Here is a 20,892-nt window from a genome sequence, read left to right as displayed (position 1 = left end):
GAGACTGCGGTGGGGCCACCTAGGCTGAGCGGGTGCGCCGATTCAGTCTGTGGCTCCGTGGCAAACCCATGGTCGCCGATTCCATCCTCGCGGCCGCACTGGTGCTGCTCGATCTGCTCACGCTCGGCGGCAAGGATCACGCGATCGTCTATCTGATCCTCGGCCTGCTCGTACCGGTGCCGGTGATCTGGCGGCGCAGCTATCCGCGGGCCAGCGCGGTCGCGCTGCTGGTGTTGTCGATCACGACCAGCGCGGTGAGCGTGGTGCTGCACGAGGATCTGCAGCCCCCGGCGCTGCTGGCGGTCGGCGTCGCGCTCTACACGCTCGTCGCGTACGTGGGCCGGCGTGAGGGGCTGCTGTATCTCGTCGGCCTCGCGGTGGACGGGGCGTTCTCCCTGGCCGTGGTCGACCAGTCGGTGCCGATCGTCATCGGCTTCCTCATCATGTTCTACGCGCTGTGCTGGACCCTCGCGGAATTCCTCGGCGCCCGCCACGCCTATGACGCCGAGGTCGCGGCCCGGCTCGCCGTCGCCGACTACGACCGCGAACGCAGCGCCCACGACGCGGTCTCGACCGAACGCACCCGCATCGCCCGCGAACTCCACGATGTGGTCGCGCACGCGGTCAGCGTCATCATCGTGCAGGCCGACGGGGCGAAATACGCGCTGCGCCGCGATCCGGAGATCGCCGAACAGGCATTGGCCACCATCGCCGCGACCGGCCGCGAGGCGCTGCGCGAACTGCGCCGCACCGTCGAACTGTTGCGCACCGAACACGCCCCGGAACAGCTACCGCAGCACGGCACCGCCGGGCTGGCGAAGGTGGTGGAGATGATGCGCAACGCCGGGCTCGCCGTGGAATTGGAACTCACCGGGGAACTCGACGACGTCGCGCCCGAGGTGAGCCTCGGCATGCACCGCATCGTGCAGGAATCGCTGACCAACACCTTCCGCCACGCCGGCCCCGACCCGCAGGCGTGGGTGCGGGTGCGCCGGCGCGATGCGGACGTGCTGGTCGAGGTCCTCGACCGGGGCGATGCCGGACCGGCCGCGACCGGGTCCACCGTGGCGGCGAAGGCGCCTGTCGTGGATGACACCGCACTGCGCAACGGCATCGCCGGCAGCGGCCTCGGACTGGTCGGGATGCGGGAGCGGATCGCGGTGCTCGGCGGCACCCTCGAGGTGGGACGACGCCCCGAGGGCGGCTGGCGCGTCTGCGCCACCATTCCCCTGCAGCGCGAACTACCCGACTGACCGGGGGAGGAGTCCCGGTTAGATTGGTGCGGTGCCGATCACCGTACTCGTCGTCGACGACCAGGAACTCATGCGCGCCGGACTGAAGATGGTGCTGGGCGCGCACCCGGACGTCGACGTGGTCGCCGAGGCCGACAACGGCGCGACCGCCGTGCGCCTGGCCGGTGAACTGGCCCCCGACGTGGTGCTGATGGATGTGCGGATGCCCGTGGTCGACGGCGTCGCCGCGACCGCCCAGATCCTCGAATCGGGTTGCGGCAGCCGGGTTCTGGTGATGACCACCTTCGACCTCGACGAACACGCGCTCGGCGCGCTGCGCGCCGGAGCCAGTGGCTTCCTGCTCAAGGACACCCCGCCCGAGGATCTGATCTCCGCGATCCGCAGCGTCGCGGCCGGCGACGCCGTGGTCTCGCCGAAGGTGACCAAACGGCTGCTGAACCGGTTGATCGCCGCCGACCCCGCCCGCGTGCGCGACCCGTCGGTGCTCGACGTGCTCACCGCGCGCGAACGCGAGGTGCTCGAACAGATCGCCGCCGGGCGCTCCAACGCCGAGATCGCCGCCGAGCTGTATCTGTCGGAGGCCACGGTGAAGACGCACGTCGGCCGGGTGCTGACCAAGCTGGGATTGCGCGACCGGGTGCAGGCGGTCGTGCTGGCCTATGAAACCGGGCTGGTCACACCGGGTACCTGACCCAGGTCTGGGGCGATATGCCCGGATCGGGAGAAAATCGGAGCCGTCGCGCGTTGGGCAGGGTAGATCGTGGAAAGGATCGCCGATGCCCGCCCTGTTGTTCGCCCTCTATCTCGTTGTCGAGATCGCGGCGCTGGTCGTGGTCGGCCACCTCATCGGTGCCGTGCCGACCATTCTGCTGCTCATCGCCGGATCCGCGCTCGGGCTGATCCTGGTGCGTTCTCAGGGCCGCCGGGTCTTCCAGCAGTTCCGCCGGGCCAGGCGCGGCGAAATCGCCCCGAGTACCGCCGTCGCCGACGGCGCGCTGGTCGGGGTGGGCGCGCTGCTGATGTTCGTGCCCGGTCTGGTCACCTCGGTGTTCGGACTGCTGCTGCTCCTGCCCACCCGCGCACTGCTGCGACCGCTGGTCTCGGCCGCGGCGCTGCGGCGCATCGATCGGCTGACCATGGCCACCGGATATCGCGGCGTGGTGGTGGAACCCTCCGGTGAGGTCGTTGACGGCGTGGTCGTCGAGCAGTACTACGACGACGGTCAGGGCCCCGCGCGGCGCATGATCGATCCCCGCTGACCGACCCGCACTGATCGCATGCCGCCGGCCGTGCGGCACACTGGTCACCCGTGAGTACCCAGTTGCTGGTCGGCGGCCGAATCTACAGTTCCAGTTCCCCCGATGCGACCGCGATGGCGGTCACCGACGGCACCGTGGTCTGGCTGGGCGCCGAACGTCCCGGCCGCGCCCTGCATCCCGACGCCGAAATCATCGATCTGGACGGCGCTTTCGTCGCCCCGGCCTTCGTCGATCCGCACGTGCACGTCACCGCACTGGGCCTGCAACTGACGGGTCTGGATCTGTCCCAGGCGAATTCGCTCGCCCAGTGCCTGGATCTGGTGCGCGAGTACGCCGCCACGCATTCCGGAACGATCATCGGCGACGGCTGGGACGAGACCCGCTGGCCCGAGGGACGCCCGCCCACGGTCGAGGAGATCGACGCCGCGGCCGGGCCCGGCCGCGCGGTCTATCTGTCCCGTGTGGACGCCCATTCCGCCGTCGCCTCGACCGCGCTGCTCGACGCGGTGGCCGCCGTTCGCGCGGCCGCCGGATACACCGCCGGCGTACCGCTTCGCGCCGACGCGCATCACCTCGTCCGCGAGGCCGCTCTCGACGGTCTCGACGGCGCTCAGCGCGACCGGGCCCGGGCCACCGCACTCGATTACGCGGCCGCGCACGGTGTGGTCGCCGTTCACGAATGCGCGGGCCCGCGGATCTCCGGACGCACCGATGTGCGCGAATTGCTGGAATTCGAGCACGGTGTGCAGGTGCGGGCGTATTGGGGCGAGGCCGTCACCTCCGCCGAGGAGGCGCGGGCGCTGGTCGGCGAACTCGGCGTGCACGGGCTCGCCGGGGACCTGTTCGTCGACGGCTCGTTCGGCTCCCACACCGCCTGGCTGCGCGAACCGTATGCCGACCGCGACACCACCGGCGTCTCCTACCTCGACGCCGCGGCGATCGCCGCCCACGTCCGGGCCTGCACCGAGGCGGGAATCCAGGCCGGATTCCACGCCATCGGCGACGCCGCCGTCGACGCGGTGGTCGAGGGCTTCGCCCGCGTCGCCGGCGAACTCGGCGCACCGGCGGTGGCCACCCGCGGCCACCGCCTCGAACACGCCGAACTTCTCGATGCCGCCCAGATCGCGAAACTGGCCGAATTCGGTGTGATCGCCAGTGTGCAACCGGGATTCGACGCCGCCTGGGGTGGCGCCGAGGGAATGTACGCCACCCGGCTGGGCGCCGAACGCGCCGCGGCCACCAACCCGTTCGCGGCGATGGCCGCCGCCGGCATCTCCCTGGCCATCAGCTCCGACGCCCCGGTGACGGCGCTGAACCCGTGGGAGGCCGTCCGCGCGGCCGCGAACCACCGCACCCCGGGACACCACATCTCCCCGCGCGCGGCCTTCGCCGCCGCCACCCGTGGCGCGTGGCGAGCAGGCGGCGTGCGCGACGGCATCGCCGGCACGCTGGTGCCCGGCGCTCCGGCCGACTATGCGATATGGGACACAACGGAATTGGTGGTCGCCGCCGCCTCGGACACGGTGCAACGCTGGTCCACCGATCCGCGCTCCCGCGTGCCCGGCCTGCCGTCCTTGGACGCGGGCGCCGAACTCCCGCGTTGCCTGCGCACCGTCCGTGACGGAGTGACCATTTACGCCTCGTGATGCCGGCAGTACCCGTCGGCGGTCATCACGCGACGGGGTGTCGTGGTCTCGGCCCGGAGCCCGGCACGGGCCGGTGCGCGGTATCCCAGTAGGCTGGCGCGGTGCTGGGCGTGACGTGGCGGGTGTGGGGAAGGATCGGGGCCGCTGTCGTCGCCGGGCTGTTGGTCTTCGCGAGTTTTCCGCCCCGTACCTGCTGGTATCTCGCGCCGATCGGCATCGCGATCCTGACCCTGGTCGTGCGCGATGCGACGAGGTTGCGCGGCGGATTCGGCTACGGACTGCTGGCGGGGCTCGCGTTCTTCCTGCCGCTGCTGCCGTGGACCGGCATCTACGTCGGCCCGGTGCCGTGGCTGGCGCTCTCGGCCGCGTGCGCGATCTATGTCGGCCTGTTCGGGCTGCTGTCGCGGCTGGTGGGCGCCCTGCCGGGCTGGCCGGTGTGGGTGGCCTTGATGTGGACGCTCACCGAATGGGGACGCTCCAGCTTTCCGTTCGGCGGATTCCCGTGGGGCCGGCTCGCTTTCGGGCAGGCCGACGGCTGGTATCTGCCGCTGGCCTGGCTCGGCGGTGCGCCGGTGGTGAGCTTCGCGGTCGCCCTGACCGGAACCGTCCTGGCGGCCCTGCTGCTTAGGTTGCGTCCCCGGGCAACCGCACGTCGTACCGTCGTAATTATCACTCTCGCAACGGTTGTGGCTATTATCCCGATTACCGGAGTGATCCTCCGGACCGCGCTGCCCGCCCCGGACGACGGAGACCGGTCGATCACGGTCGCCGCTATCCAGGGCAGCGTGCCGCGGCTGGGCCTGGACTTCAACGCCCAGCGCCGCGCCGTGCTGGACAATCACATTCGCCGTACCGAGGAACTGGCCCGCGCGGTCGCCGCCGGCACCGCCGCTCAGCCGGATGTGGTGATCTGGCCGGAGAATTCCTCCGATATCGACCCGCTGCGCAATTCCGACGCCTACGACGAGATCACCGCGGCCTCCCGCGACATCCACGCCCCGATCCTGGTGGGCGCCGTCCTCGTCAACGACGACCGCACCACCACCAATTCGGTGATCGTGTGGGACGCCGACGGACCGGGAGAGCGCCACGACAAGAAGATCATCCAGCCCTTCGGCGAATATCTGCCCTACCGCGGCTTCTTCCGCCACTTCTCCAGCTACGCCGACCGCGCCGGCTACTTCGTGCCCGGCCACGGAGACGGTGTCGTGCACGCCCGGCCGGCGAGCGGTGGCCCGATGGTCGCGATCGGCGTGGCGACCTGCTACGAGGTCGCCTTCGACCGGGCTTTCGAGGATTCGCTGCGCGCCGGTGCGCAACTGCTGACCGTTCCCACCAACAACGCCACCTTCGGCGACAGCGATATGACCTATCAGCAGCTGGCCATGTCGCGGGTGCGGGCCGTCGAACACGGCCGGGCACTGGTGGTCGCCGCGACCACCGGGGTGAGTGCCGTCGTCACCGCCGACGGGGTGGTGCGGCAGCACACCGGAAAATTCGTGCCCGCCGCACTCGAGGCGACGCTGCCGTTGCGCAGCGACACGACACCCGCGACCGCGATGGGTCCCCTTCCGGAACGCATGTTGTGTATTCTTGCTGCGGCCGTCGCCCTGGTCGCGGCTATCCGGCGGCGAACGATGCGCTCGGCGCATCGGACCGATGAGGACGTCACCGGCGACCCGGCATTCGACTGACGGCCGCCGCAGTTCTCCCGGACAATCACACATCGCGGGTACCCGCGAATCGAAATTTCTCACACTCCGTCGATTCCGGGCTGCCCATCCGCATTCGCCGCTCGGTTGCACATCCGGTTACCGCGTGCTGCCGATCTTGTCCTCGACGGGCGATCAGCGCTGAACGGCTGCGATTTGCGGTGAAATAGCTATCCAATTGCTTCATCTGCCTGTGGCGTTCGAGGCCGAAGATCACGACATCGTTACCAGTCCGGCCGCAACGGGGCTCCGAATCATAGGGCGTGGATCACGTCCTCCCGCTGGCGCGCGCTTTTCCGCCCGCGGATGGGGACCGGGGAGTTGCGTATACAGCGGCAGAACGGAGTGATGAATGAGTTCATTGGCCACCGATCGTGTCGACCAATGTGCTTCCGGCGAATTCTCAGCACAACCCTTCGCTCTGTCACCGGCGCAAACCGCCCTGTGGTACGCGCAGCGGATTCGACCCGATGTGCCACTGACCATCGCTCAGTATGTGGAAATTCACGGTGATCTCGACGTGGGCCGGCTGCTCTACTCGATCGAGCGGTTCGGCGCGGAAACCCAGGTGGGGCAGTTGCGCGTCGTGGAGATCGACGGTGTGCCGCAGCAGGTGGTGGATTCGGCGCATCGGCCCGGCTGGGCTCGGATCGATCTGCGCAAGGAGCCCGATCCCCGCGCGGCGGCGCTGCGGTGGATGAACGAGCACGCCAGCAGCCCGATCGATATCGAACACGAGCCGCTGACCATCAACGTCGTCCTGCGCGTCGGTGACCAGGACTACATCTGGTATTGCCGCGCCCACCACATCGTCATCGACGGCTACGGCGCCATGAACGCGCTCACCCGCACCGCCGAGATCTACACCGCGCTGGAGAACCACACCGAGCCCTCGGTCTCGCGGGCCACCCCGCTGGCGGAGATCTACGCGGGGGAGTCGCGGTATCGGGAGTCGAGCCGCTTTCGCGCCGATCAGGAGTACTGGCGTGAGCAGCTCGTGGGGGTGGGCGAGCCGCTGACACTGTCGTCGTCGGGGATCGCCTCGTCCATGCCCGATCCGGGCCGGCGCATCGCGGCGGCCGTGCTCGACGCCGACACCGAGACCGAACTCACCACTGCCGCCACCACATTCGACTCGCAGAATTCGGCGCTGGTGGTCGCGGCGCTGGCGGGGTACGTGCGCGCGGTGACCGGCACATCCGATGTGGTGCTGAGCCTGCCGATGTCCGCGCGGACCACGGTCGCGCTGCGCCGTTCCGCGGGCGTCGTGTCCAACGTGGTGCCGATCCGGGTGCGATTCGACGCCGGCACCACGGTCGCCGATGTCGTCAAGGCGACCGAACTGCAGATCACCGGCGCCCTGCGGCACCAGCGCTACCGCCACGACGACATCAGACGTGACTGCGGCTATTCGCGCGATGCCCGCGGCTTCTTCGGGCCGATGGTCAACATCATGCTGTTCCACAGCGAACTGAACTTCGGCAGCTTCGTCGGCTCGCTCAACGTGCTGTCCACCGGCCCGGTCGAGGATCTGTCGATCAACCTCTACAACGGCGAGGGCGGGCGCATCCACGTCGATTTCGAGGCAAATCCGCAGCTCTACGGCGCGGCCGAGCTGACCCGCCACCACGAGCGGTTCCTCGCCTACCTGAACCGCTTCCTCACCGCCGATCCGGCCGAGCCGATCGCGGCGGTACCGGTGATCACCGAGGCCGAACGCGACGAGGTGCTGCGGCAGTGGAATGCGACCGCGGTGCCGGAGCAGCCGGGCACGCTCGCCGATCGTTTCGGTGCGCAGGCGCGGGCCACGCCGGATGCGATCGCACTCGAATACGACGGCGACACACTGACTTACGAACAGCTACGCCGGCGCGCGGACCGGCTGGCGCGCATGCTGATCGCCCGCGGCGCCGGACCCGACACGGTCGTGGGCCTGGCCATGCGGCGCAGTCTCGACCTGGTGGTCGGCATGTACGCGATCGTGCGCGCGGGGGCGGCCTATCTGCCGATCGACCCCGATCATCCGGCCGAGCGCACCGCGCACATCCTCGAACAGGCCGCGCCGCTGTGCGTGCTGACCGCGGCCCGGGACGAGGTCGACCTCCCCGTCGACGTCGCGGTGATCGACGTACAACAGCTCGACCCGGCCGATTCCGGCGCCGAACCACCGATCACCGACGCCGACCGGCGCGCACCGCTGCGCCGCGACCACCTGGCATACGTGATCTTCACCTCCGGCTCGACCGGTAAGCCCAAGGGCGTCGGCATCACCCACGCCGCCATTGTGAACCGCCTGGCGTGGATGCAGCACCGCTATCCGCTCGACGACAGCGACACCGTCCTGCAGAAGACCCCCGCGACCTTCGACGTGTCGGTGTGGGAGTTCTTCTGGCCGTTGCAGATCGGCGCGCGGCTGGTGATCGCCGCACCGGACGGCCACCGCGATCCGGCCTATCTCGCGCGCGTCATCGCCGAAAAGGGTGTGACCACAGCCCATTTCGTGCCGTCGATGCTGTCGGTGTTCGTCACCGACACCGATGTGCGCGACTGCGACGGCCTGCGCCGGGTGTTCTGCAGCGGTGAGGCGCTGCCCGCGGCGACCGTGCGCGATTTCCACGCCGCCGTTCCCGGCGCGCGGCGGGCCGGATCCCCGGCATCGGACGGTGGGGCGCAGCTGCACAACCTGTACGGCCCCACCGAGGCGGCCGTCGACGTCACCTACTGGGCGTGCGCGCCGGAGAACGACGTCGTCCCGATCGGCGCGCCGGTCTGGAACACCCAGGTCTACGTCCTCGACGAGACCCTACGGCCGGTCGCGCCCGGTGTGATCGGCGAACTGTATCTGGCCGGCGTGCAGCTGGCCCGCGGCTACCTGGGCCGCCCCGGCCTGACCGCCGACCGCTTCGTCGCCAATCCGTTCACGCCCGGCGAGCGCATGTATCGCACGGGCGATCTGGTGCGCTGGCGGATGGATCCGATTCCGCCGGCGACCGGCGCCGACCAGCTGCCCGCGGTCCTGGAATACTTGGGACGCAGTGACTTTCAGGTCAAGATCCGCGGCCAGCGCATCGAACTCGGTGAGGTCGAGGCGGCGCTGCTGGCCGACGAGCGGATCGCCCGCGCGGTCTGCGTCGCCCACACCACCCCGGCCGGTGACGAGCTGGTCGGCTATGTGGTCGCCGCGCCGGGGCGCAACGTCGACAGCGCCGCCCTGATCGCCGAGCTGCGCGGTGTGCTGCCCGGGTACATGGTGCCCACCGTGGTCGTCGTGCTCGACGAACTGCCGTTGAGCGCCAACGGAAAAATCGACCGCAAGGCCCTGCCGGCACCGGAGGCGCCCGCGCGCCGCGGCGGCGACAGCATCGTCGAGCCCCGCACGGCCACCGAACGTCAGCTGGCCGCCCTGGTCACCGAGGTCCTCGGCTGCGAGAGTCTGGGTGTCGAGGACAGCTTCTTCGACCTCGGCGGCAATTCCCTGTCCGCCGCACGGGCCGTGGCGCGGATCAACGCCGCCTTCGGCTCCGGGCTGACCATCCGGGATCTGTTCGAATCGCCGACGGTCGCCCAGCTCGCCGAGCGGATCGGCGCGCACGGCGTCGACCGGTCCTCCCCGAAACTGGTGGCAGGCCCACGGCCGCAACACATTCCGCTCTCGCTCGCGCAGCAGCGGCTGTGGATTCTCAACCGTTTCGCCGAACACGCCGGCGCCTACAACATGCCGCTGGCCGTCGAGCTGACCGGACCGCTCGAGGTCGAGGTGCTGCGCGCCGCACTGCTCGACGTGCTCGAACGGCACGAGAGCCTGCGCACCACCTTCCCCGATTCGCCGACCGGCCCGGTCCAGGTGATCCACCCGGCCGAAGAGATCCCGCTGAACCTCGAGCCGATCGACGCCACCGGTGCCGACGCGCTGGCGCTGGCCACCGAATACGCCGGATACGGCTTCGATCTGCGCAGCCAGGCGCCGATCCGGGTGGCGCTGTACGCCACCGGGCCCGACGAACACGTCTTCCTCGTCGTCCTGCACCACATCTGCGGTGACGGCTGGTCGGTGGCGCCGCTGGCTCGCGATCTGATGGGTGCGGTCGCCGCGCGCACCACCGGACAGGCCCCGCATTGGGCGCCGCTGCCGGTGCAGTACGCCGACTTCGCGCTATGGCAGCGTGAACTGCTGGGCGACGAGACCGATCCCACCAGCGCGCTGGCGCGGCAGCTGGCCTACTGGCGCACCGCCCTGGCCGAACTGCCCGATCAGCTGGACCTGCCGCTGGATCGCCCGCGCCCGCGTCAGCGCGACACCGCCGGTGGCCGAGTCGAATTCACGATTCCGGCCGAAACCCGGCGCGCGGTGGCCGAGGTGGCCGCCGAACGCGGCGTCAGCACGTTCATGATCATGCACGCCGCCCTGGCGAGCCTGCTCTCGCGTCTGTGCAACACCACCGATATCGCCATCGGCACCCCGATCGCCGGGCGCTCCGATCCGGCGCTCGACGATCTGGTCGGCATGTTCGTCAACACCCTGGTGCTGCGCACCGAGGTCGACCCCGCCACCGGGTTCGACCGCATGCTCGATCGCGTCCGCGAAACCGATCTCGATGCCTTCGCCAATGCCGATGTGCCGTTCGAGCGGCTGGTCGAGGTCGTCAACCCGTCCCGTGACGCCGGCCGCCACCCGCTGTTCCAGGTGATGTTGTCCTACGAGAACTCGCCCGAACTGCGGGTCGACCTGCCCGGTCTCAGTGCCCGGGTGCTGCCGATGGATGTCGGCGTCGCGAAATTCGATCTGCAACTCATCGTCCACGACAGCGATGCCGCCGATGCCGAGGACGGCCCGCTGTGCGCCGAATTCGGTTACGCCGCCGATGTTTTCGACCATGCCACGGTGCAGGCGGTGGCCCGGCGTTTCGTCCGGCTGCTCGACGCCGCGGTCGTCGCGCCGGAGACCGCGGTCGGTGATCTGCCGATACTCGACGCCCGCGAAATCGGCAATCTGGTGCCGATCGCCGGTGCGCCGGGCGTGCCGCCGCTGAGCCTGGCGCGGCTGCTGCACGAGACCGCGGAGCGGGTCCCGGATCTGGTCGCGGTCCGATACCTGGGCCGCGACACCACCTACCGGGAGATCGACGAGGCCTCCAACCGGCTGGCCCGGGTGCTGATCGAACACGGCGCCGGACCGGAGGTGGTGGTCGCGATCGCGCTGCCGCGCAGCCTGGCCTCGATCACCGCGATCTGGGCGGTCGCCAAGACCGGCGCGGCGTATGTGCCGGTCGACCCCGGCTATCCCGCCGAACGCATCGAGCACATGCTCAGCGATTCCGGTGCGATGCTCGGTCTGACCGACGCCCGCAGTCACGCCGACCTGCCGGAACGGCCGATGCACCGCGGCCGGCACCGCAAACAGGGCGCCGACTGGCTGCTGCTGGATTCCCCCGTCCTCACCCATGCCCTGGCGCGGGTCTCGTCCGCGCCGGTCACCGACCGGGATCGTCTTCTGCCGCTGCGCATTTCGCATCCGGCGTATCTGATCTACACCTCCGGCTCGACGGGCAAACCCAAGGCGGTGGTGGTCACCCACGGCGGTATCGCCTCGCTGGCGCACGAGCAGATGCATCTGTTCAAAGTCAACGATATGGCGCGCACGCTGCACTTCTCCTCGCCCTCGTTCGACGCCTCGGTGCTCGAATTGCTGCTGGGCTTCGCCGCGGGTGCCACCATCGTGGTCGCGCCGGCCGGACTGTACGGCGGCGCCGAACTCGCGCGGCTGCTGCGCGACGAGCGGATCACCCACGCGTTCGTCACCCCGGCCGCGCTGGCGACCGTATCGCCGGACGGCCTCGACGATCTCGAGGCCGTCATCGTCGGCGGTGACGCGTGCCCCGAGGATCTGGTCCGCACGTGGACCGCCGGACGTCGCATGCACAACATGTACGGGCCGTCCGAGGCGACCGTCGCCGCCACCGCCAGCGACCCGATGGTCGCGGGCCGCCCCGTCCCGATCGGCAAGCCGGTGCGCGGCATGCGGCTGTTCATCCTGGACGACCGGCTGCATCCGGTGCCGCCCGGCGTCGCGGGGGAGTTGTACATCTCCGGACCCGGACTGGCCCGCGGCTACCTCGGCCGCCACGGCCTGACCTCGACCCGGTTCCCGGCGAATCCGCACGGGCGCCGCGGCGAGCGCATGTACCGCACCGGCGATCTCGTGATGACCGACGGGCACGGCGTGCTGCACTTCCTCGGCCGCGCCGACGATCAGGTGAAGATTCGCGGTTTCCGCATCGAGCTGCGCGAAATCGACCATGTGCTGCGCGCGCATCCGGGTGTGCGGTTCGCGATGACCGTCGTGCACACCGGGGAGCACGGGGCCGCGCGGCTGGCCTCGTACCTGGCCGCCGACGCCGGCGCCGATATCGACCCGGCCGAGGTGCGCGAGACCGCGCGCCGCCACCTGCCGGCCTATATGGTGCCCGCCGCGATCACGGTGCTGGACCGGGTACCGGTGACTCCGGCCGGCAAGGTCGACCGCAAGGCGCTGCCCGCGCCGGTCTTCACCTCCGCCGGGCCGACCCGGGCGCCGGAATCGGAGCTCGAGAAGCGGGTCGCGCAGATCTTCGCGGCGGTGCTCGGCCATGCCGTACCGGGCGCCGAGGACAGCTTCTTCGACGCCGGTGGCAACTCGCTGCTCGCGACGCGGCTCACCGCCGCGCTGCACGCCGAATTCGGTGTCGAACTGCCGGTCCGGGCCGTCTTCGAAACGCCCACCGTGGCGGGGGTCGCGGCGCATCTGGAACACGCACCGCGCACGAACCGGGTGGCGCTGACACGGTACGATCCGCGCCCCGCCCGGATTCCGCTGTCGCTGCCGCAGCAGCGCATGTGGTTCCTGAACCGCTACGCACCCGAATCCAGCGCCTACAACATCGCTTTCGCGTTGCGCATCGACGGCGACCCGGATCTGCCCGCGCTGCGTGCCGCATTGGCCGATCTGGTCGATCGGCACGAGGTGCTGCGCACGATCTTCCCCGAGGATCAGGCCGGTCCGTATCAGCTGGTTCTCGACTCCGACCGGTGCCTGCCGGTGCTGGAACCCGTGGTGACCGACGAACGTGGCGCTCAGCTGGCGCTGCGCGACCTGGCCCGGCGCGGATTCGACCTCACCCGGGAGATCCCGTTGCGAATGACGGTGCTGCGCACCGGAATCCGCACCTACCAGCTGGGCGTCGTGGTGCACCACATCGCCGCGGACGGCTGGTCGCTGGGACCGCTCACCACCGATCTGATGGTCGCCTACACCGCGCGCCGCGACGGCGCGGCCCCGGCGTGGGCGCCGCTGCCGGTGCAGTACGCCGATTTCAGTCTGTGGCAACGCGAATGCCTCGGTGACGAATCCGATCCGGCCAGCGCCGCGGCGGTGCAGCTGGGGTTCTGGCGCGAAACCCTCGCCGGCCTGCCGGAGGAACTGCCGCTGCCCTACGACCGGCCGCGTCCGGCCGAGCCGACCAACCGTGCGGGCACCGTCCGGATCCGGATGCCGGAGGACCTGCGCGAGCGGCTCGACGAGCTGGCCCGCGCGCAGGGTGTGAGCATGTTCATGGTGCTGCGCTCGGCGCTGGCGGTGGTGCTGCGCATCGTCACCGGCGGCCGCGACATCGTCATCGGCACGCCGGTGGCCGGGCGCGCCGACACTCGCCTCGACGATCTCGTCGGCATGTTCGTCAACACCCTGATGCTGCGCTCGGACGTCGATCCCGACCAGTCCTTCGCCGATCAGCTGCGCGCCGACCGCGACGGTGAACTCTCCGCTATGTCACATGCGGAACTGCCGTTCGAGCGCATCGTCGAGGAACTCGGCCGCGACAACGGCGGACTCCGGCCGTTGCTGCAGGTCGCGCTCACCGTGCAGGACACCACACCGCCGGCCCTCGAACTGCCGGGGCTGCGGTTGCGGGCCGAGGAGCTCGACATCGCGGTGGCCAAGTTCGATCTCGAACTGCGGGCGCCCGTCGATGCCGGTGACCTCGAAATGATCTACGCCGCAGAGCTTTTCGACGAGGACACGGTGTGCACGCTGGCCGAGCGCCTGCTGCTGGTGCTGGAGTCGGTGAGCGCCGACGCCCACGTCCGGGTGCGCGACATCGATGCGCGCACCGAAATCGAACGCACGCACTTCACCCCGCGCCGCGGCCCGGCCGCCACCCCGCAGTGCAGCCTGGCGAACTACTTCACCGCCACCGCTCACCTGCATCCGCACCGCACCGCGATCCGCAGTGGCGACGACGAGCTCAGCTACGCCGAGCTGGAACGCTGCTCGAATCGGATCGCACGCGCCCTGATCGCCCGCGGCGTCGGCAGCGGCGACCGGGTGGCCGTCGGGCTGACCCGGTCGATCGAATCGGTGGCCGCCGCCCTGGCCGTCACCAAAGCCGGTGCGGCGTTCGTGCCCGTCGATCCGAACTATCCGGCCGACCGCGTCCGGCATATGCTCACCGACTCCGGTTGTGCGCTGGGCATTTCCGTGACCGCCCACAGGGACCGGCTGCGCCGCGCCACCGAGGGCAACGGCGCGGCGCCGGGCACCGAGTGGCTGCTGCTCGATGACGCGGCACTGCGCGCCGAGCTGGACGCGCAGGACGAGCGCACGATCACCGACGCCGAACGGCGGCGCACGGTGTGGACGACCGACCTGGCCTACCTGATCTACACCTCCGGTTCGACCGGAAAGCCCAAGGGCGTGGCCGTCACGCACGCCGGGCTGTCCAATTTCGCCGACGAGATCCGCGACCGGATGCGCGTCGACCGCGACGCCCGCACCCTGCACTTCGCGAGCCCGAGTTTCGATGCGGCTGTCCTGGATCTGCTGCTGGCGATCGGCGCGGGCGCCACCATGGTGATCTGCCCGCCCGATATCTATGGCGGCGACGAACTGGCCGCGCTGATGGATCGAGAATGCATCAGCCACACCTTCATGACCCCGGCCGCGCTGGCCACCATCGACCATCGGCGCTGGCCGCTGCCACACCTGCGCGCGATCATGGTCGGCGGCGAGGCGCTCGGCACCGATCTGATCGGGCGGTGGGCGCCGGGCCGGATGCTGTTCAACGGGTACGGCCCGACCGAGACGACCATCGTGGTCACGATCGCCGGACCGATCGCGGTCGGTGACCAGGTGACCATCGGCTCGCTCGTGCGCGGTGTGCATGCGGTGGTGCTCGACGAGCGGCTGCGGCCTGTCCCGGTCGGCGTGCCCGGCGAGTTGTATCTCGGCGGCCAGTCCGTCGCGCGCGGCTACTTCGACCGGCCCGGCCTCAGCGCGGGGCGATTTGTCGCCGACCCGTACGGGCCCGACGGCGCGCGGATGTATCGCACCGGCGATGTGGTGCGCTGGCGCGCCGACGGCGAGATCGTTTATCTCAGCCGCAGCGATCACCAGGTGAAACTGCGCGGTTTCCGTATCGAGCTCGGCGAGATCACCGAGGTGCTGGCCGCGCACCCGGCGCTGCGCTTCGCCCACACCGAGGTGCGCGAGATCGCCGGTACCCCGCGGATCGTGTCCTACGTCCAGCCCGCCGAGCCCGGCGCCGCCATCGACGTCGAGGCGCTGCGGACCCATGTGGCCGCCCATCTGCCGGCGCATATGGTGCCCGGCAGCGTGACCGTGCTGGACCGGATTCCGCTGACCCCGACCGGCAAACTCGACCGCGACGCGCTGCCGGAACCGCAGCAGATCACCACCGCGGCGCGGGAACCGGGCACCGACACCGAACGCCTGGTCGCGCAGGTGATGGCCGATCTGATCGGCGCCGAATCCGTCGGCGCGGACGACAATTTCTTCGAGATCGGCGGAAACTCGCTGCTGGCAACGCAATTGGTGGCCCGGCTGAGCGACGCCACCGGGGTGCGAGTGCAGGTGCGTTCGGTCTTCGGCGCCCCGACCGTGGCCGAACTCGCCGCCCTGCTCGACGGCGGCACGGGCGACGGCGACCACGGCCCCGCCCTGACCCGGCGCGAGCGCCCGCCCCGGGTGCCGCTGTCCGCGGCGCAGCGGCGGCTGTGGTTCCTCAACCGGTTCAACGCCTCCTCGGCCGAGGACCTGTCCGGCGTCTACAACGTGCCGGTCGCCCTGCGGATGCGTGGCGCGCTGGACGTGGCGGCGCTGCGCGCGGCGCTGCACGCGGTGCAGCGGCGGCACGAAACACTGCGCACGGTCTTCCCGGAAGTCGAGGGCGAGCCGTACCAGCGGGTGCTGGCACCCGGCGAGGCCGCGGTGGCGCTGCCGGTCGTCGATGTCGACGAGGGTGAAATCACCGGCACCGTACGGACTTTCGCCGCCGCCGGATTCGATCTCGCGTCGACCGCACCCCTGCGCGCGCAGCTGCTGCGGATCGCCGCCGACGATCACGTCCTGGTGCTGGTCGTCCATCACATCGCCATGGACGGCTGGTCGCTGGAACCGCTGGCCGCCGATATCGCGGAGGCGTACCGGTCGTATGCGGCCGGGTCGGCGCCGCAATGGACCGAACTTCCCGTCCAGTACGCCGATTACACGCTGTGGCTGCAGGACACGCTGGGCGCGGAGGACGATCCGCAATCGCCGATGAGCCGTCAGCTCGACTACTGGCGCGAGGCGCTGGACGGCATTCCCGAACTGCTGCCGCTGCCCACCGACCGGCGTCGTCCGGCGACACCGAGCTACCGGGGCGGCACGGTGGACTGTGTCCTCGACGCCGTCACCCACCGCGAACTGCAGGCCGTCGCCGCCCGCCACGGCGTCACCATGTTCATGGTCCTGCACGCCGCGCTGGCCTCGCTGCTGCACCGGATCAGCACCGAGCACGACATCACCGTCGGCACGCCGATCGCCGGACGCGGACAGCAGGCCCTCGACCCGATGGTCGGCATGTTCGTCGGCACCCTGGTCCTGCGCACGCCGGTGAGCGGCGCGCAGACCTTCGCCGATCTGCTGCGCGCCGTCCGCGACACCGACCTCGAGGCCTTCGCGCATGCGGACGTGCCGTTCGAGCGGCTGGTCGAGGTGCTCAATCCGGCGCGCTCGCAGGCGCATCACCCGATGTTCCAGGTCATGCTCTCGGTGCGGAATCAGCCGGTGCGCAGCCTGGAACTGCCGGAGCTGACGATCGAGGCGTGCGACGCCGATCCGGGGATCGCGAAATTCGATCTGCAGTTCACCCTCACCGAATCGTGGACCGAGCAGCGGGAACCGGCCGGGATCACGGTCTCGGTGAATTTCGCCCGCGACCTGTTCGACGACACCAGTGCCGCCCGCCTGGGCGCGCGTTTCGCCCGCTTGCTGGGGGCCGCGGCCGCGAATCCCGAACTGCCGGTGGGTGATCTGGAACTGCTCGACCCCATCGAATGGTCGACGCTGGCGCCGGTGCGGGGTGCGCTCGCCGGCCGGCCGAGGACACTGCCCGAGGTCTTCGCCGCCGCGGTGGCCGTCGATCCGCGGGCGATCGCCCTGCGCACCGAGGACGCCGAGATCAGCTACGGTGCGTTGGACCGGTGGACCAACCGGCTGGCCCGGGTGCTGATCTCGCTCGGTGTCGGACCGGAAATGCTGGTGGCCCTGGGCATTCCGCGATCGATGGAATCGGTGGCGGTGACGCTGGCGGTGGCCAAGACGGGTGCGGCGTTCGTGCCGGTCGACCCGAACTACCCCGAACACCGCATCGCCCACATGCTCACCGATTCCGGTGCCACCCTGGGCATTACGCTCGACGCCCACCGCGATCGGATGCCCGCGGGCGCCGAATGGGCCGTCCTGGACGCACCGGCCCTGCAGGAGCGCGTGCTGCGCGCCTCCGATGCGCCGATCGCGCCGCAGGAGCGGCGGGGCCGGCTGCGCATCGAGAACCCGGCCTACGTCATCTACACCTCCGGTTCGACCGGCACCCCGAAGGGGGTGGTGGTCACCCACGGCGGTCTGTCGAACTTCGCCGCCGAAACCGCCGAACGGTTCGATGTGCGACCGGACAGCCGGGTGCTGCACTTCGCCACCCCGAGTTTCGACGCGGCCATGCTCGATCTGCTGTTCGCCCTGGGCGGGGCGGCGACGCTGGTCATCGCCCCGACCGGGGTGTACGGCGGTCCGGATCTGGCGCGGTTGCTGGCCGAGGAGGACATCACCCACGCGTTCATCACCACCGCCGCGCTCGGCACGGTGGATCCGGCCGGGCTCGACTCGTTCCGGCACGTGCTCGTCGGCGGCGAGGCGCTGCCGCCGGAGCTGGTGGCGCGGTGGGCGCCCGGTCGCAACCTGCACAACGTGTACGGACCGACCGAGACGACCATCGTGACCCTGATGGCCCCGCCGATCGCGCCGGGTGCGCCGATCACCATCGGCGAACCGATCCGCGGCGTGCACGCGGTGGTGCTGGATTCGCGGCTGCATCCGACCCCGGCCGGCGTGGTCGGTGAGCTGTATCTGTCGGGTCCGGCGCTGGCGCGTGGTTACCACAATCGCACCGGGCTCAGTGCCCAGCGGTTCGTGGCCAATCCGTTCGGCAAGCCCGGCGAACGCATGTACCGCACCGGCGATCTGGTGCGCTGGGTACAGCGCGGTGGCCGCGCCGAGGTCGAGTACGTGGGCCGCACCGACCATCAGGTCAAGATCCGCGGTTTCCGGATCGAACTGGGCGAGATCGACGCCGCGCTGCACCGCCACGAGCAGGTCGAATGGGCCACCACGATCGGTCACCGGACCGCCGCGGGCGCCACCGCGCTGGTGTCGTATGTGAAGCCGCGCACCGGCACGACTCCGACGGCGGCGCAGTTGCGCACCCACGTGGCCGGTCTGGTGCCGAGTTATATGGTGCCGCAATCGATCATGCTGCTGGAGTCGGTGCCGCTGAGCCCGGTCGGCAAGCTGGATCGCAAGGCGCTGCCCGAACCGGTCTTCGCCGCCGAGCACGGCTACCGCGCGCCGTCGGGCCCGCTGGAGACGGCCGTCTGTGCCGCCTTCGCCGAGGTGCTGGGGGTCGAGAAGGTCGGCGCCGACGACGGGTTCTTCGATCTGGGCGGCAACTCGCTGCTCGCGACGAAGGTGGTGGCGCACATGCGTTCGGGCGGGATCGAGATGCCGGTGCAGCTGATGTTCGCCGAATCCACCCCGGCCGGCATCGCCCGGCAGCTGGCGGCCTCCGGCGAGGATGTGCTGGCGGTCGCGATGCAGCCGCTGCTGCCGATCCGGCCCGCCGGCGAGTCCACGCTGGAGCCGTTGTTCTGCGTGCATCCGGCGATCGGCCTGTCGTGGTGCTACGCGGGCCTGCTGGCGCATCTGCCCGGCGACCGCCCGGTCTACGGGTTGCAGGCCCCGCACATCACCGGTGAGCAGGAGCACGACTCCATCCGGGCGGCCGCGAAAGACTATGTCGCGCATATGCGTTCGGTGCAGCCGGAGGGGCCGTACCATCTGCTGGGCTGGTCGCTGGGTGGTCTGATCGCGCACGAGATCGCGGTGCAGTTGCAGGAGGCGGGCCAGCAGGTGGCGCTGCTGGCGATGATGGACAGCTACCAGCTCGGCGATCGCTGGCTCGACCAGGCGATGCCGGGTGTGGCCGACATCATCGGCGAGTTCGGCAGCGATCTGCTCGGTGGCGACCACGGTGTGGATCCGGGCCTGACCCTGGACGAGGCGGCCGAGCTGCTGCGTAACCGGCCCGGTCCGTTCGCGGCGCTGACCATGGACCATCTGCAGCGGCTCTACACCGGATACGCCAACGGCACGGTGCAGGCGAACGGATTCCGGCCGCGGGTCTTCGACGGTGATCTGCTGTTCTTCACCGCCGCCGACGACGAGATCAATCTCGCCGACCCGCAGCGCTGCGCCGCGGCGTGGGAACCGTTCGTGACGGGTGTGATCGAGGACCGCAAACTGCGCTGCCGGCATTCCGGCATGACGACGCCGGAAGCGCTGGCCGTCATCGGCCCGGTGCTGCGGCAACAACTCGAGGCCGCCGCCGGCGGCGACACGGAGGAGACGCTGTGAGTTTGGCAGTGGAAGTCACCGATCTGGTCAAGACCTACGGCAAGGCCCGGGTGCTCGACGGCATCGATCTGGAGATCCCCTCGGGCACTGTGATGGGTCTGCTGGGTCCCAACGGCGCCGGGAAGACGACGACGGTCCGGATCGTCACCACCCTGTTGAAACCGACCTCCGGCAATGTCCGGGTCGCCGGGGTCGACGTGGTGCATCATCCGGCGCGGGTGCGCACCCGGATCGGGCTGTCGGGGCAGTACGCCGCGGTCGACGAGAACCTGTCCGGCTTCGAGAACCTGCGGATGGTGGCCCGGCTGTACGGGATGGACCACAAGAAGTCCGCCGAGCGAGCGACCGAACTGCTCTCGGCGCTGGGACTGGAACATGCGGCCGGGCGCCGTGCGGGCACCTACTCCGGCGGTATGGCCCGCCGCCTGGACCTGGCGGGTGCGCTGGTGGCGCGGCCCACGGTGGTGGTGCTCGACGAGCCGACCACCGGCCTGGACCCGCGTGGGCGGCTCGACATGTGGAAGGTGATCGGCGATCTGGTCGACGACGGCACCACCGTGCTGCTGACCACCCAGTATCTGGAGGAGGCCGATCAGCTGGCCGACCGGATCACCGTGATCGACAAGGGCAAGGTGATCGCGCGCGGCTCGGCCGACGAACTGAAGACCTCGATCGGCGGCGACCGCCTCACCGTCACCCTCGCCGAGGGGCAGGACCCGGGCCCGGCCAAGTCCGTGCTGAGCGAGGTCGGTCTCGGCGAGCCGATCCACGAACCGGGCGCCGATCACGTCTCGATCGTGGTCGGCGACGGCACCCGCACCATGGTCGAGGCGTTGCGCCGGCTCGACGACGCGGGGGTGTGCGTGGTGGACGCGGAGGTGACCCGGCCGAGTCTCGACGATGTGTTCCTGTCGCTGACCGGTACGCCCGCGGAGCCGATCGAAGAATCCGAAACCGAAGACGTAGCAGAGGAGATCATGTCGTGAGTACCGTCGAAGCGGCGGTCGCCGAATCGGAGAC

The 20,892-nt window shown here is 70.2% G+C and carries 7 protein-coding genes; all 7 read left to right on the top strand.

Annotated elements, in window-relative coordinates; all coding sequences use genetic code 11:
- Nucleotides 1-32 precede the first annotated feature (32 nt).
- The 7 genes from AC5592_RS04505 to AC5592_RS04475 all read left to right on the top strand — a co-directional run bounded on the left by AC5592_RS04505 (nt 33) and on the right by AC5592_RS04475 (nt 20,858).
- Entirely contained in the window at nt 33-1,253 is a 1,221-nt protein-coding gene (locus AC5592_RS04505; RefSeq protein WP_036501596.1) for a sensor histidine kinase, read from the top strand.
- A gap of 31 nt (nt 1,254-1,284) precedes the next feature.
- On the top strand, nt 1,285-1,944 hold the full coding sequence (locus AC5592_RS04500; protein WP_036501594.1) for a response regulator: 660 nt from the start codon (nt 1,285-1,287) through the stop codon (nt 1,942-1,944).
- An 85-nt stretch (nt 1,945-2,029) separates the two neighbouring features.
- On the top strand, nt 2,030-2,512 hold the full coding sequence (locus AC5592_RS04495) for an FxsA family protein (RefSeq protein ID WP_063063497.1): 483 nt from the start codon (nt 2,030-2,032) through the stop codon (nt 2,510-2,512).
- Nucleotides 2,513-2,562: 50 nt separating this feature from the next.
- Nucleotides 2,563-4,158 carry an amidohydrolase gene (locus tag AC5592_RS04490; RefSeq protein ID WP_063063496.1) on the top strand — a complete coding sequence of 532 codons (1,596 nt, stop codon included), beginning with the start codon at nt 2,563-2,565 and terminating at the stop codon, nt 4,156-4,158.
- 104 nt (nt 4,159-4,262) lie between these two features.
- Nucleotides 4,263-5,852 carry an apolipoprotein N-acyltransferase gene (lnt, locus tag AC5592_RS04485; protein WP_083870796.1) on the top strand — a complete coding sequence of 530 codons (1,590 nt, stop codon included), beginning with the start codon at nt 4,263-4,265 and terminating at the stop codon, nt 5,850-5,852.
- A gap of 370 nt (nt 5,853-6,222) precedes the next feature.
- Nucleotides 6,223-19,872, top strand: coding sequence for a non-ribosomal peptide synthetase (locus tag AC5592_RS04480; RefSeq protein ID WP_084506312.1), 13,650 nt, complete (start codon nt 6,223-6,225; stop codon nt 19,870-19,872).
- Complete coding sequence (locus AC5592_RS04475) at nt 19,869-20,858, top strand: daunorubicin resistance protein DrrA family ABC transporter ATP-binding protein (protein WP_036501587.1); 990 nt, start codon at nt 19,869-19,871, stop codon at nt 20,856-20,858. The genes AC5592_RS04480 and AC5592_RS04475 overlap by 4 nt, the downstream gene beginning before the upstream one ends.
- Nucleotides 20,859-20,892 lie beyond the last annotated feature (34 nt).

The organism is Nocardia violaceofusca NBRC 14427 (assembly GCF_963869435.1).
Classification (GTDB): domain Bacteria; phylum Actinomycetota; class Actinomycetes; order Mycobacteriales; family Mycobacteriaceae; genus Nocardia; species Nocardia aobensis.
This window is presented reverse-complemented; position numbering and strand designations above follow the sequence as displayed.